The following is a 13,525-nucleotide window of genomic DNA, read 5'->3' as shown; positions in this document are numbered from 1 at the left end:
CCGCCATTCTACCAACCCCGCCGCGTGTCTTTCCCGAGGGGCTCCCGTATCCTTGCCGCATGCGTAAAGACCCTGTCGAATGGATCCTGCGTGGCCTGTACTCGGCCGTGCTGTACCTCCTGCTGCCGATCACCGTGTACCACCTGGTCTGGCGCGGCTTCCGGGTCCGTGAATACTTCCGGCGCTGGGATGAACGCTATGCGTCCTATCCGCAGCCGAGCGGCCAGCCGCGGGTCTGGCTGCATGCGGTCTCGGTGGGCGAGGTCAACGCCGCTGCACCACTGGTCAATGCGCTGCGCGAGCAGCGGCCGGACATCCGCTGGGTCATCACCACCATCACCCCGACCGGCTCGGAACGGGTGCGCGCGCTGTGGGGCGATGCGCTGGACCACGTGTACCTGCCGTACGACGTGCCGGGCAGCGTCAACCGCTTCCTCGGTCACTTCCAGCCCAGCCTGGCGCTGATCCTGGAAACCGAGCTGTGGCCGAACATGCTGTTCGGCTGCCGCGACCGCCGCATTCCGGTCTACATCCTCAATGCGCGCCTGTCGGCACGGTCGCTGCGCGGCTACCGCGTACTGGCGGCGTTGATCCGGCGTGCGCTGCGCACGGTCACCTGCGTGGCCGCACAATCGCAGGATGACGCCGCACGCTTCGTGCAGCTGGGTGCGGCGCCGGAACAGGTGCAGGCGCTGGGCAACCTGAAGTTCGACATCGCCACGCCGGACGTGCAGCCCTTCATCGAACAGTTCCATGCCCATGTATCGGCCACGCGCCCGGTGTGGATCGCGGCCAGCACGCATGATGGCGAAGAGCAGGCGGTGATCGACCTGCACCGCCGTCTGCGCCAGCAGCACCCGGACCTGCTGCTGCTGTGGGCGCCGCGGCATCCCGAGCGCTTTCCCAAGGTGGAGGCGCTGGCCCGCGAGCAGGGCTGGAGCGTGGCGACGCGGCGCGCACAGCAGTGGCCAGGGGCCAGCAGCGATGTCTTCGTCATCGACACGCTGGGCGAACTGATGCCGTTCTACGGCTGTGCCCAGGTCGCCTTCGTCGGTGGCAGTCTGCAGGCCATCGGCGGCCACAACCTGCTGGAGCCTGCGGCAATGGGCACCGCAGCGGTGACCGGCCCGCACCTGCACAACTTCGCCGAGATCTCGCGGCGCATGCGTGAGGCCGGCGCACTGCTGATCGGAGAGGACGTGCAGGCGGTGGGCGATCTGCTGCTGCACCTGCTCGATGACGCGCAGGCGCGCGAGGACATGGCCCGTGCCGGTTGCACGCTGGTCAGCAATGGGCGCGGCGCGCTGCAGCGGACCCTGCAGCTGGTGGCTCCGCACCTGCCGCCCCCGCTGGCCTGAGACCCTGCCTGTCGCCGTCAGGCGTCTCAAGGCCGACCCGGCCTTGGCTCTGTCGCGATCGCCTGTATCAAGCCTGCTTGATGGCATTGATTCTGTCGTAGCCGGACCGCTCCCGCCGTCCGCGGCGTGCAAGCTGTCACATCATTGTTCGTATGGCGCAGATTTCGATTCCGCCTGCCGCATCAGGCTGCCAGCCTGTTGTCGACCACGCTTGGGCGACATCAAGGGAGCTTTGAATGATCGGCGACAACGGAAACGCGCTGCAGGCCAGTGCGAAGCCCGGAGGACTGGGCACCGACCATCTGCTGGTGGTGGCGCTGACCCTGCTGATGGGTGGCAGCGTTGTTGCCCTGGTCGGCCAGCACACGGCGGCGCAGGCGGGGCCCGCCATTGTCCTCAGCCTGTTGCTGGCGGCGCTGGGCGCGCTGCCGATGCTGTACTGCCTGCGCATGGCGATGCGGCGCTCGCCGGATGCTTCCGGTCTTCATGGTCTGCTGCGTGCCGCCTGGGGCAAGCTGTCTGCGGATGTACTGGTGATTGCCCTGCTGCTGGAACTGACGGTGACCATCGCAGGCCTGGCGCAATCGATGGCACGCCATCTGTACGCAGCCGCGGAGGTCATCGATGCCGTGCCCGCACAGTGGATGCCGTTGCCGATGGCGGCGTCGATCATGCTGTTGCTGCTGGGGGCGGCCACCGCTTTGCTGCGGATCCCGCGCGCGCTGTTGCTGGCCTGTGCATTGCTGACGGTGAAGCTGGGCGTTGGCTTGCTGCTGTTGTTGCTGGCGGCTCGCCATGTGCACTACGCCCATTGGATTCCGTGGCTGCCCTCGGCCATCGCGCCTTATCGCTTTGGGTTGGGCGGCGTGCTTGCAGCGAGCGTGGCATTGCTCGGTGTGCTGCTCGGTGCAGGCCTGCTGGCGGGATTCTGCGGCACGGTCCCGCGCGCTCGTTCGCAGATTTCCAGAGCCGCCGGCGCAGCGGTGCTGTTGGCGATGGTGTGGCTGATGGTACTGGCTGCGTTGCAGTCGGGCCTGGTCGAGTTTGCCGCGCTGGCCAGCACGCGACCGCTGTCGGTGGCATTGCAGGGTGTGCCGCAGCTGCAATGGTTGCTGCCACTGTTGCCGTTGGCGGGCGGCGCGGGGCTGGCGGCCCTGCAGATCGTGTTGCTGTTGCTGGCCGCGCGGTTGGGGTTGGAGGTCTGCCCGCCGGCGTGCGGCAATGCGGGCGCCAACGCGCGCTTGTTGCTGACGCTTGCACTGACCGTGCTGGGCGCGGTATTGGCGTTGTTGCTGCCGGAGAGCTGGCTTCCACAGCTGCCGGGGCCTGCAGGCCTGCTGGTACTGGCCGCCATGTGCGCCGGCGTTGCCCGCAGCCAATGCCAGGCAAGGGCGGCGACCGACGAGCGCAGGCTCCTCCCGATGGTGCTCGCACCTGTGGCGACCGCACTGTGCTTGTTGCCGGCCGTCATGGCCCGCACTTTCGTACCGGTGCTGATGGTCCTGCTTGTGTTGCTGGGCGGCAGGCTCGTCCACCGATATGTCTGGTGTTCCAGGTAGACCTGCCGGCGTGGCGAGCCAAAAAAAAGCCACCCGCGAGGGTGGCTTTTCGATCAGACCGGTGACGCCGACTCAGTTCGTCGTCGTGGACGGGTTGCCCGCGTCCTGGGTCAGCAGGCGGTTGAGGTCCTGCAGTTCGGCGACATCCAGGCCACCCACGGCCTGGCTCAGCAGCAGGCGGTTCTGCAGGAAGTTGTAGCGGGCCTGCGCGTAATCCAGCTGGGCGGAGAACAGGATGCGCTGGTTCTGGATCACGTCCAGCACCGTGCGGGTACCCACTTCCAGGCCGACCTGCGAAGCGTCGTAGGCGCTCTGTGCGGAAACCACGGCCAGACGGCGGGCCTCCACTTCGCTGATGCCCTGTACCAGGGTCTGGTAGGCATTGCGCGTGTTGCGGTCCAGCGCGCGCTTCTGCTGCTCGAAACCATCCTGGGCGATGTCACGCTGGGCCAAGGCCTGGCGCACGCCGGACTGGGTGGCGCCGCCAGAGAAGATCGGCACGCTCAGGGTGAGGCCGATGCTGTTGGTGCGTGCATCGGGCGAGAGCGAACCGGCGCCGGTGCTGTCGCCCCAGGTCGCGGTCTTGCCCCAGCTGCCGCCCAGCGACAGGGTCGGGTAGTGGCCACCACGGGCCGCCTGCACGCCGGCTTCGGCGGCACCGACCTTCAGCTCCTGCGCCTTCAGCGCCGGGTTCTGCGTGGTCGCCTGCTGCACCAGCTGGTCCAGGTTGCCGCGGTTGGCCGGCACTTCCGGACGGAAATCGGCTGGCAGGCCCTTCAGGTTCATCACCGGCTGGCCGGTCAGTTCGGTCAGGGCCTGGTAATTGTCGGCCAGGGTGTTCTGCGCAACGATCGCGTTGGCACGTGCCTGGTCGTACTGGGCGCGTGCTTCGTGCACGTCGGTGATCGGCGCCAGGCCCACTTCCAGGCGCTTGTCGGCGAAGTCGAACTGCTTCTTCGCGGCCGCTTCGTTGGTCTGCGCGGCGTTCAGCGATTCGATCGCCACCAGCACGTTGAAGTAGGCTGCCGAGGTGCGCACGATCAGATTGTCGTTGGCCGAGTCGAGGGTGAAATCCGCCGCCTTGCTCAGCTCGCGCTGCGAACGCAGGTTGTTGATCTGCGTCCAGTTGAACAGCGTCTGCGAGCCGTCGATCGTGTAGTTGCGGCGCTTGCTGGTGACCGAACCGGAGTTGGCATCGGCATTGGCTTCGGTACGGGTGCGGCTCAGCTGGGCCTGACCATTGATCTGCGGCAGCAGGGCAGCACGCGCCTGCACGGCGCCTTCCTTGTCGTACAGCCGGGTGGATTCGGCGGCGGACAGCTGCGGGTCGCCATTGCGCGCCATTTCATAGACCTGCAGCAGGTCGGCGGCATGGGCGGACAACGGCAGCAGGGCAGTGGCCAGCGCAACAGCGAGGGATCGGCGGATCATTGCGGCTTCCTTGGACTCAGAGGTGGAACTGGGGGGCCGGGGCGGCACCACGCAGGTAATCGATATCGGTCTCGAACAGCGACTCGGTGCTGCCATCGGCCTTCACCAACAGCGCTTCCATGGCCGGCGAACGGCCCTGGATGACATACAGACGACCACCCGGACGCAACCACGAAGCGAACTGTGACGGCACCACGTCAACGGCGCCAGTGACACAGATCACGTCGAAGCGGCGTTCGGTCTGCCAGGCCAGGCCATCGGCCACTTCCACGCGCACGTTGGTGCCCAGGCCGGTGGCATCCAGGCGGGCGCGCGCGGCGGCGGCCAGTTCCGGATCGATTTCCAGGCTCAGCACGTCGCGCGCCAGCGCGCCGATGCAGGCCGACAGGAAGCCGCTGCCGGTGCCGATTTCCAGCACTTCGTCACCCGGCTGCAGATCCAGTGCCTGCAGGGTACGACCCTCGATGACCGGCTTCATCATCTTCTGGCCGTTGCCGATCGGCAGTTCGACATCGGCATAGGCCAGCGCCCGGTGTGCGTCGGCGACGAAGGCCTCGCGCGGCAGGCGGGCCAGGACGTCGAGCACCTTGATGTCCAGCACGTCCCAGGGACGGATCTGCTGTTCCACCATCAGTTCGCGGGCGTGGGCGTAATCAATCGTCATGAGGTTCAAATCCAGCGCAGTGGGCCGGCCATTTTACCGGTGCCGGAGGCCGGCGGCGCGCCCAGAGCATCAGCTGCGGGGTGGCCGGGGTCGCAGTGCCGGAAGTCATCGCGACCTCCGGTTCGTTCAGTTTTGGTTATCCAGCGGTTCCGGCCTCTCGCGGGGCGTAGGCGCGCAGGAAGAAATCCACACTCGCGGCCACGTGGATCGCAGCATCGGTCTCGACGGGTGACAGTGGCATGCCGCACATCATATGCATGTGCACTTCGCCCTTCACCAGGGTCAGGAACTGCTGGCCGGCGATGTAGCAGTCGGGGATGTCCAGTTCACCGCGCTCGGCACGCAAGCGCATGAAGTCGGCCAGCGCCTCGCAGGTGCGTTGGGGCCCGGCCTGCCAGAACAGTTCGCGCAGGCGCTCGTCGGTCTCCGGGGCCATCATCACCCGCTGGATCGACAGTGCCGCGTCGGAGGTGATCATCTCGAAGAACGCCATGCCGATACCCAGCAACTGGTCGCGCAGGGGGCCTTCCACGTCGGCCACGAACAGCGCGTCGGGCAGCATCTCGATGCACTTGGACTGCACAGCTTCGGAGAACAGGGTCTCTTTGTCGCCGAAATGGCTGTATACGGTCAGCTTCGAGACACCGGCCTGGGCCGCGATGCTGTCCATGCTCACGCCGCTGTAGCCCTGTTCGATGAACAGTGTCTTGGCTGCCTCGAGTATCGCCGCGCGCTTGCCCAGATCCTTGGGGCGCCCAGGACCGGCAGCCTTGGCAGCAGGCTTGGCCGACGGCTTTCGGGAAGTGGGAGAACTCATCCCGCTAATACTAGACCAAGCGGTTCGATATTTATACTATACCGGCTGGTTCACTAATGTCCGCGTTGCAACAGTATGTTGCCGGCGCGTTCCCCCCGGATTTCTTTTCAGGTCCTGTACCTCATGAAAAACATGCGTTGGTTGGGCGTAGGCGTACTGGTCGTGGTGTTGGCAGCGTGCGGCAAGCAGGCCGCCGAGCCGGTGGCGGCCATCCCGGTGCTGGTGGTGCATCCCACCACGCAGGATGGACAAGCCGCGGCCGCCTACCCCGGCGAGGTGCGTGCCCGCCAGGAAAGCCCGCTGTCGTTCCGTGTTGGCGGCAATCTGGTCAAGCGTCACGTCGACGCAGGCGAGCGGGTGAAGAAGGGACAGCTGCTGGCTGAGCTGGATGCGGCCGACTACGCCTCGCAGGCAGCGGCATCGCAGGCGCAGCTGGCGGCGGCGGAAGCAGACCTGGTGCGCGCCCGCGATGACCAGAAGCGCTATGCCAAGCTGGCTGAAGACCAGCTGGTGAGCCGCTCGGCACTGGACCAGCAGACGGCGGCGTTCAAGGCCGCGCAGGGCCAGGCCAATGCCGCCCGGGCCAACCTTGCCGTGGCCCGCAACCAGGCCGAGTACGCGCAGCTGCGCGCGCCCGCCGATGGCGTGATCGCCAGCCGCCAGGCCGAAGCCGGGCAGGTCGTGAGCGCGGGGCAGACGGTGTTCACCCTGGCCGCCGATGGTGGCCGCGAGGTGCTGATCGCGCTGCCGGAAAGCAACATCCGTGACTACAAGGTCGGCCAGTCGGTACAGGTGGAACTGTGGAACCGCCCGGGCCAGCTTTTGCCCGGTACCCTGCGCGAGATCGCGCCGGCCGCCGATGCACAGGCCCGTACCTATGCCACGCGGGTCAGCCTGGCGCCGGAAGCACTGAGCGAAGTGGAGCTGGGCCAGAGTGCGCGGGTGTTCGCCACTGCCGGTCGCAGCGGCGCGTTGCAGCTGCCGCTGGCGGCCGTGCTGCGCGGCAGTGACGGCAAGGCCAGCGTGTGGGTGGTCAATCCGTCCAGTGGTGCGTTGAAGGCAACCCCGGTGCAGGTCGGTGCCTATGGCGCGCAGGCCGTGCCGGTCGTATCCGGTGTGGGCGCGGCGGACTGGGTGGTCGCTGCCGGCGGCCATCTGCTGCGCGAAGGCCAGGTGGTGACGCCGGTCGATCGCCAGAACCGCCCGGTGCTGGCACCGTCGGCCGCCAAGCCGGCGCCGTCCGCAGGCAAGGAGCACTGACCCGTGCGCCGCTTCAATCTCTCCGAATGGGCGCTGGGCAACCGTGCGCTGGTGTTGTTCGCGATGCTGGCGTTCGCCGTCATCGGTGCCTGGTCGTATAAGCACCTGGGCCAGTCCGAAGATCCGCCGTTCACCTTCAAGGCGATGGTGGTACGCACGATGTGGCCGGGCGCCACCGCCGAGCAGGTCTCGCGGCAGGTGACCGAGCCGATCGAAAAAGCACTGATGAACACCGGCGAGTACGAGTTCATCCGCTCGTACTCGCGGCCGGGCGAATCGCAGGTGATCTTCATGGCGCGCGACAGCCTGCGCTCCAAGCAGATCCCGGACCTGTGGTACCAGGTGCGCAAGCGCGTGGGCGATATCCGCGCGACGCTGCCGAGGGAAATCGTCGGGCCCTTCTACAACGATGAGTTCGGCGACACGTTCGGCAACATCTATGCGTTGACCGGCGAAGGCTTCGATTACGCGGTGATGCGCGACTATGCCGACCGCATCCAGCTGGAGCTGCAGCGCGTGCCCGACGTCGGCAAGATCGACCTGGTCGGCCTGCAGGACGAGAAGGTGTGGATCGAGCTGTCCAACACCAAGCTGGCCACGCTGGGCGTATCGCTGCAGCAGGTGCAGCAGGCATTGGCCGACCAGAATGCGGTCAGCGCCACCAGCTTCTTCGAAACCCCGACTGACCGCGTGCAGCTGCGCGTGACCGGGCAGTTCGATTCGATCGAGGACATCCGCAGATTCCCGATCCAGGCGGGCGAACGCACGCTGCACCTGGGCGACATCGCCGAGGTCAAGCGCGGCTTTGCCGACCCCTCTTCGCCGAAGATGCGCTTCATGGGCCAGGATGCAATCGGCCTGGCGGTGGCGATGAAGGACGGCGGTGACATCCTCAAGCTCGGCGCCACCCTGGATGCCGAGTTCGAACGCCTGCAGAAGGCCCTGCCGGCCGGCATGCAGCTGCGCAAGGTGTCCGACCAGCCGCATGCGGTGGAAGAGTCGGTGGGCGAGTTCGTGCAGGTGCTCACCGAAGCGGTGGTGATCGTGCTGCTGGTCAGCTTCTTCTCGCTGGGCCTGCGTACCGGCCTGGTGGTGGGCGTGACCATTCCGCTGGTGCTGGCGATGACCTTCTTCGTCATGCACTACTTCGACATCGGCCTGCACAAGATTTCGCTGGGTGCGCTGGTGCTGGCACTGGGTCTGCTGGTGGACGATGCGATCATCGCGGTGGAGATGATGGCCACCAAGATGGAGCAGGGCTATGACCGCCTGCGTGCGGCCAGTTTCGCCTGGGAATCCACCGCATTCCCGATGTTGACCGGTACCCTGATCACTGCTGCTGGCTTCCTGCCCATCGCCACTGCCGCATCGAGCACCGGTGAATACACCCGCTCACTGTTCCAGGTGGTGACCATCGCGCTGGTGGTGTCGTGGATTGCTGCAGTGCTGTTCATTCCGTACCTGGGCGACAAGATGCTGCCGGACCTGTTCAATCCGCAGCTGCCCAAGCCGGACAGTCTGGCGGGCCGTTGGCGCGCAAAACGCCTGCAGTGGGCTGACCGGCATCCGTCGCTCGCGCGCTGGATCGCTCCGAAGGAGCATGCGCACGATCATGATCCGTACCAGCGGCCGTTCTACACCCGCTTCCGGTCGTTCCTGGATACCTGCCTGCGCCATCGCTGGTGGGTGATCGGTGCGACCATCGCACTGTTCATCGGTTCGCTGATGCTGTTCCGTTTCGTGCCGCAGCAGTTCTTCCCCGATTCGACCCGCCCGGAACTGATGGTGGACATCGAGCTGGCCGAAGGTGCGTCGCTGGCCGCGACCCAGGCACAGGCCGACAAGCTGGAGAAGCTGTTGAAGGGCCGCGAAGGCATCAGCAACTACGTGGCCTACGTCGGCACCGGTTCGCCGCGCTTCTACCTGCCGCTGGACCAGCAGCTGCCGGCGACCAACTTCGCCCAGTTCGTGGTGCTCACCGAAGACGCCAAGGCCCGCGAATCGACCCGCGACTGGATGCTGAAGGAAGTGATAAAGCAGTTCCCCGATGTGCAGATGCGCGTGACGCGCCTGGAGAATGGGCCGCCGGTCGGCTATCCGGTGCAGATGCGCGTGTCCGGCGAGCACATCGCACAGGTGCAGGCGATTGCGCGCAAGGTCGAGGCCAAGGTGCGCGAGAACCCGCACGTGATGAACGTGAACCTGGACTGGAGCGAGCCGAGCAAGGTGGTGCGGCTGGTGATCGACCAGGACCGCGCACGCGCGCTGGGTGTCAGCAGTGCCCAGGTCAGCCAGTTCCTCAGCAGTTCGTTGTCGGGCATGAGCGTGAGCACCTATCGCGAAGGCAATCGCCAGATCGAGATGCTGCTGCGTGGCCCGGACAACGAGCGCGCGCAGCTGGACCTGCTCGGCAGCCTGGCGATTCCGACCAGCAGTGGCACCGCGGTGACGCTGTCGCAGGTCGCGCGGCTGGAATACGCCTTCGAGGACGGCATCATCTGGCACCGCAACCGTCTGCCGACGGTGACCGTGCGTGCCGACATCAGCGATGGCATGCAGCCGCTGGACGTGGTGCAGCAGATCGTGCCGACGCTGGATGGCATTCGCGCCGAGCTGCCCAGCGGCTACCTGCTGGAAACCGGCGGCTCGGTGGAGGATTCGGCTCGCGGGCAAAACTCGATCAAGGCCGGCATGCCGCTGTTCCTGATCGTGGTGGCCACGCTGCTGATGCTGCAGCTGCGCAGCTTCTCGCGTGCGGCGATGGTGCTGGTGACTGCGCCGCTGGGCATCATCGGTGCGACGCTGTTCCTGCTGTTGTTCCGCGCGCCGTTCGGCTTCGTGGCGCTGCTGGGCACCATCGCGCTGGCGGGCATGATCATGCGCAACTCGGTGATCCTGATCGACCAGATCCAGCAGGACATCGATGCCGGGCATGACCGCTGGCATTCGATCATCGATGCGACGGTGCGGCGTTTCCGCCCGATCGTGCTGACCGCGCTGGCGGCGGTGCTGGCGATGATTCCGCTGTCGCGCAGTGCGTTCTACGGCTCGATGGCGATTTCGATCATGGGTGGGTTGATCGTGGGCACGGTGCTGACGCTGGTGTTCCTGCCGGCGTTGTATGCGGCGTGGTTCCGGGTCAAGCCGGACGAGTCCGGGGCGTGATGCCCCGGGTTTCCCGGGCCGCCGCCCCTGGTAGGTGCCAACCTCGGTTGGCACGGATGCGCGCATCCACGCATGGCGTGGATCTACTGCGGTTGGCCACTGCCCTGGTGGTTGTCAACCTTGGTTGGCACGGATGCATGCATCCACGCATGGCGTGGATCTACCAGTAGAGCCACCCCATGGGTGGCTACGGATGTCCTGGCCCGTCCATCCACGCACGGCGTGGATCTACTGCAGCTGCAAACCGCCCCGCAACAAGGGCTCCAGCCAATCCAGGAACACCTGCACACGTTGCGCGCGATGCTGCCGGTGCGGCAGCAAAAGGGTCACTGGCAACGGCTGCGCCACGTACTGCGGCATCACTTCCACCAGTGCACCGGAGTGCAGTTCGGCCTGCACGTCGTAGCGCGGAATCTGCAGCAGTCCCAGCCCCGCGACGCAGCAGGCAATCGATGCCTCGGCGTTGTTCACCCGCACCCAGCCGGTCATCGGCAGCGTGCGCAGCTGCGCGCCTTCCTGCCATTCCCACGGCTCCACCCGCGCCGTGGTCGGCGACGCATAGTTCACCGCGCGGTGCTGCTGCAGGTCGGCAGGATGCTGCGGTACGCCGTGCTCGTCCAGGTACGCAGGCGCGGCAACGTTGACGAAGTCCAGCTGGCCCAGCGTGCGGGCCACCAGGCTGGAGTCACCCAGCTGGCCCACCCTCAGCACCGCATCGCAGCCGTCCTCGATCAGATTCACCGCGCGATCGGTCATGCCCAGGTCCAGCTCGACCTCGGGGTGCCGTGCAAAGAAGTCGGGCAGGGCCGGGGCGATGATGCGGCGACCGATCCGGCTGGGTACATCGATCTTCAACAGGCCCCTCGGCTGCGCATCTTCCTGCCGGAACAGCGACTCGGCATCTTCCATTTCGGCGATCAGGCGCAGGCAGCGCACGTAGAAGGTGTCGCCATCGTGGGTGGTGGAGACCCTGCGGGTGGAGCGCTGCAGCAGGCGCGTGCCCAGACGCTGCTCCAGCTCCGCCACGGCCGCAGACACGGTGGAACGGGGCAGGCCGAGCTGGTCGGCGGCGCGGGTGAAGCTGGTGCACTCCACCACCCGGGCAAAGATGCGGAAACGCTCGATCCGGTCCATTGTTCGCCCACTCTGGAAAGTTAAGTCAATGTTGCGGGCTTTATCCGCAATTTCTGCACGATATCGTCGTCGGCACAGGGTTGCCAGCCCGGCAGCCCCTTTCCGGGACCGATGCCATGACCGACCACCGTATCCAGGGCAAGACCGTGCTGATCGCCGGCGGCGCCAAGAACCTCGGCGGGCTGATCGCCCGCGACTTCGCCGAGCAGGGCGCCAAGGCCATCGTCATCCACTACAACAGCGCCGCCACCCAGGCCGATGCCGAGGCGACCGTCGCAGCCGTGCAGGCCGCAGGTGCAAAGGCCGTGGCGTTGCAGGCCGATCTGACCTCGGCTGCGGCGATGGAGCGCCTGTTCGCCGACGCAGTTGCCGCCGTCGGTCGCCCTGACATCGCCATCAACACCGTCGGCAAAGTGCTGAAGAAGCCGATGCTGGAGATCAGCGAAGCGGAGTACGACCAGATGAGCGCGGTCAACGCGAAGACGGCGTTCTTCTTCCTCAAGGAAGCCGGACGCCATGTCAACGACGGCGGCCGCATCTGCACGCTGGTCACTTCGCTGCTCGGCGCGTTCACGCCGTTCTATTCCAGCTACGCCGGTACCAAGGCGCCGGTGGAACACTTCACCCGTGCAGCATCGAAGGAATTTGGCGAGCGTGGGATTTCGGTGACTGCGATCGGTCCCGGGCCGATGGATACGCCGTTCTTCTATCCGGCCGAGAGTGCCGATGCGCAGGCGTATCACAAGACCGCCGCGGCGCTGTCGGCATTCACCCGTACCGGCTTGACCGACATCGCCGACATCGTGCCGTGGATCCGCTTCCTGGTGACCGACGGCTGGTGGATGACCGGGCAGACCATCCTGGTCAATGGTGGTTACACCACAAAGTAATGCAGGGTGGCGCGGGATGGAGCCGGGTCCATGCCCGGCTCGTCCTGCTCTGGCGACTCAGTAAACCGGCGTTGCACAGGTTGCGCAGGCACAATATGCGGCTGTTCCCGGGCTGGAGTACCTGCGATGTTCCCCGCGTCCCTTCGCACCTCGTTCCTGCTGCTGGCGCTGGCCGGCACTGTCAATGCGAATGCAGCGAGCGGTGATCCTGAGGCCGCCCGCTTCCAGCGGGATCTGCTTGCAGTTCTCGAATGCCGTGCCAGTGCAGACACCCGGCAGATCGTCGCCAACACCCTGCGTGCCGCACGCTACGGCGACCCGGACAGGCGTCCGTTGCATCTGCGTGACTGGCATCTCGAGCGCACCGGGGATGCCGACGATGCTGCGGTGACCGTCATCGATATGCCGGTGCTGTTGACCGTGCAGGGCGTGCAGACCCGGCGTGTTTTCGCAGATGACCAGGGATTCTCCATCGCCATCGATGCTGAGGCGCGCGATCGGATCGTTGCCAGCCATGGTCTGCAGCTGCGGTCGAGCACACTGCGTGAGCCGTTCAAGGTGTGGTCCGCACAATCCGTCGATGGCAGCGTGTCGACCCCGTCGATCATGGTGCGAAGTGATGGCGATGAATATCGATTGGGATGCACCGCGCCACATGTCGGGATGCAAGTCGCGCTGTCACCGGATCGCCAGCAGCGTGCCGATGCCAATGACCTCACAGCAGCCATCGAGTGCCGTGCCGACGATGCGGCCCTGCGCCGCGCCGGGCGCTTGCTGCAGCAGGTGATGGAACAGCCGCAGAGCGAATGGCCGGCAGAGGTGCGCGCAGTGTCGGCCCCCACGCATGCGATCAAGGGCACGGTGCTTCCTGTCTTCCAGATCGAAATGCAGACGCCGTTGCAGATCCAGGGTGTGGACACCGACAGGCTGCTCGTCGCACCTGCTGGCCTGTTTGCTGCGGACCTCGGCAGGGTCAGCGTAGCAAGTGTGTTGCTCGACGCTGGCCTGAACGCTGCCGACCAGCAGGCCGGCGTGCAGGTCTGGCAACGCGAAGCTTCGCGCAGCGGACTGGCGTCGGGCAGCATCCGCATCAACGAACGCGTAGTGGCCAGAGCTGACGACGGCAGTGTACTGACCGGATGCAGCAGTTCGCAGATGCACAAGGCGGAGAGCGATCCTGAGAACGCGAACATCCCGCACTGAGTGAAGCAGGGCGGGATATGCAGAGAAAGGGGGCCGGGCGCAGC

At 66.2% G+C, this 13,525-nt stretch carries 10 protein-coding genes; 6 read left to right on the top strand and 4 right to left on the bottom strand.

Annotated features, from left to right (window positions below):
• The first annotated feature begins 59 nt into the window (after positions 1 to 59).
• Positions 60 to 1,358 carry a lipid IV(A) 3-deoxy-D-manno-octulosonic acid transferase gene (gene waaA, locus QOL57_RS09115; protein ID WP_089236758.1) on the top strand — a complete coding sequence of 433 codons (1,299 nt, stop codon included), beginning with the start codon at positions 60 to 62 and terminating at the stop codon, positions 1,356 to 1,358.
• Between the two features lie 236 nt (positions 1,359 to 1,594).
• The gene (locus QOL57_RS09110) at positions 1,595 to 2,917 is read left to right on the top strand and encodes an amino acid transporter (protein WP_244900663.1); all 1,323 of its coding nucleotides are present in this window, start codon (positions 1,595 to 1,597) and stop codon (positions 2,915 to 2,917) included.
• 72 nt (positions 2,918 to 2,989) lie between these two features.
• On the opposite strand, the gene QOL57_RS09105 is transcribed toward QOL57_RS09110, so the two are convergent.
• From QOL57_RS09105 to QOL57_RS09095, 3 genes are all read right to left on the bottom strand, one after another.
• Positions 2,990 to 4,348, bottom strand: coding sequence for a TolC family outer membrane protein (locus tag QOL57_RS09105; RefSeq protein ID WP_089236756.1), 1,359 nt, complete (start codon positions 4,346 to 4,348; stop codon positions 2,990 to 2,992).
• Positions 4,349 to 4,364: 16 nt separating this feature from the next.
• The gene (locus QOL57_RS09100; protein WP_032975442.1) at positions 4,365 to 5,012 is read right to left on the bottom strand and encodes a protein-L-isoaspartate O-methyltransferase; all 648 of its coding nucleotides are present in this window, start codon (positions 5,010 to 5,012) and stop codon (positions 4,365 to 4,367) included.
• 136 nt (positions 5,013 to 5,148) lie between these two features.
• A complete protein-coding gene (locus QOL57_RS09095) occupies positions 5,149 to 5,829 on the bottom strand; it encodes a TetR/AcrR family transcriptional regulator (RefSeq protein ID WP_089236754.1) in 681 nt (226 codons plus the stop codon).
• A gap of 123 nt (positions 5,830 to 5,952) precedes the next feature.
• Between QOL57_RS09095 and QOL57_RS09090 the strand changes: the two genes are divergently transcribed.
• Both QOL57_RS09090 and QOL57_RS09085 read left to right on the top strand, forming a co-directional pair.
• Positions 5,953 to 7,089 (top strand): efflux RND transporter periplasmic adaptor subunit, encoded by a 1,137-nt coding sequence (locus QOL57_RS09090; RefSeq protein ID WP_089236752.1) that lies wholly within the window; start codon positions 5,953 to 5,955, stop codon positions 7,087 to 7,089.
• Between the two features lie 3 nt (positions 7,090 to 7,092).
• Complete coding sequence (locus QOL57_RS09085) at positions 7,093 to 10,254, top strand: efflux RND transporter permease subunit (RefSeq protein WP_089236750.1); 3,162 nt, start codon at positions 7,093 to 7,095, stop codon at positions 10,252 to 10,254.
• A 228-nt stretch (positions 10,255 to 10,482) separates the two neighbouring features.
• Here the strand turns inward: QOL57_RS09085 and QOL57_RS09080 are convergent, their stop codons facing one another.
• Entirely contained in the window at positions 10,483 to 11,388 is a 906-nt protein-coding gene (locus tag QOL57_RS09080; RefSeq protein ID WP_089236748.1) for a LysR family transcriptional regulator, read from the bottom strand.
• A 116-nt stretch (positions 11,389 to 11,504) separates the two neighbouring features.
• Here QOL57_RS09080 and QOL57_RS09075 point away from each other — a divergent pair, with 116 nt between their 5' ends.
• Together QOL57_RS09075 and QOL57_RS09070 are read left to right on the top strand one after the other, a co-directional pair.
• Positions 11,505 to 12,278 carry an SDR family oxidoreductase gene (locus QOL57_RS09075; RefSeq protein ID WP_089236746.1) on the top strand — a complete coding sequence of 258 codons (774 nt, stop codon included), beginning with the start codon at positions 11,505 to 11,507 and terminating at the stop codon, positions 12,276 to 12,278.
• 126 nt (positions 12,279 to 12,404) lie between these two features.
• Positions 12,405 to 13,481 carry a hypothetical protein gene (locus QOL57_RS09070; RefSeq protein WP_089236744.1) on the top strand — a complete coding sequence of 359 codons (1,077 nt, stop codon included), beginning with the start codon at positions 12,405 to 12,407 and terminating at the stop codon, positions 13,479 to 13,481.
• Positions 13,482 to 13,525 lie beyond the last annotated feature (44 nt).

The organism is Stenotrophomonas sp. yr243, from assembly GCF_900184195.1.
GTDB lineage: Bacteria > Pseudomonadota > Gammaproteobacteria > Xanthomonadales > Xanthomonadaceae > Stenotrophomonas > Stenotrophomonas lactitubi.
This window is presented reverse-complemented; position numbering and strand designations above follow the sequence as displayed.

Bases quoted from the DNA above. Each gene is read 5' to 3' on its own strand.
- waaA (WP_089236758.1), top strand. From the start codon at position 60: ATGCGTAAAGACCCTGTCGAATGGATCCTGCGTGGCCTGTACTCGGCC.
- QOL57_RS09110 (WP_244900663.1), top strand. From the start codon at position 1,595: ATGATCGGCGACAACGGAAACGCGCTGCAGGCCAGTGCGAAGCCCGGA.
- QOL57_RS09105 (WP_089236756.1), bottom strand. From the start codon at position 4,348: ATGATCCGCCGATCCCTCGCTGTTGCGCTGGCCACTGCCCTGCTGCCG.
- QOL57_RS09100 (WP_032975442.1), bottom strand. From the start codon at position 5,012: ATGACGATTGATTACGCCCACGCCCGCGAACTGATGGTGGAACAGCAG.
- QOL57_RS09095 (WP_089236754.1), bottom strand. From the start codon at position 5,829: ATGAGTTCTCCCACTTCCCGAAAGCCGTCGGCCAAGCCTGCTGCCAAG.
- QOL57_RS09090 (WP_089236752.1), top strand. From the start codon at position 5,953: ATGAAAAACATGCGTTGGTTGGGCGTAGGCGTACTGGTCGTGGTGTTG.
- QOL57_RS09080 (WP_089236748.1), bottom strand. From the start codon at position 11,388: ATGGACCGGATCGAGCGTTTCCGCATCTTTGCCCGGGTGGTGGAGTGC.
- QOL57_RS09075 (WP_089236746.1), top strand. From the start codon at position 11,505: ATGACCGACCACCGTATCCAGGGCAAGACCGTGCTGATCGCCGGCGGC.
- QOL57_RS09070 (WP_089236744.1), top strand. From the start codon at position 12,405: ATGTTCCCCGCGTCCCTTCGCACCTCGTTCCTGCTGCTGGCGCTGGCC.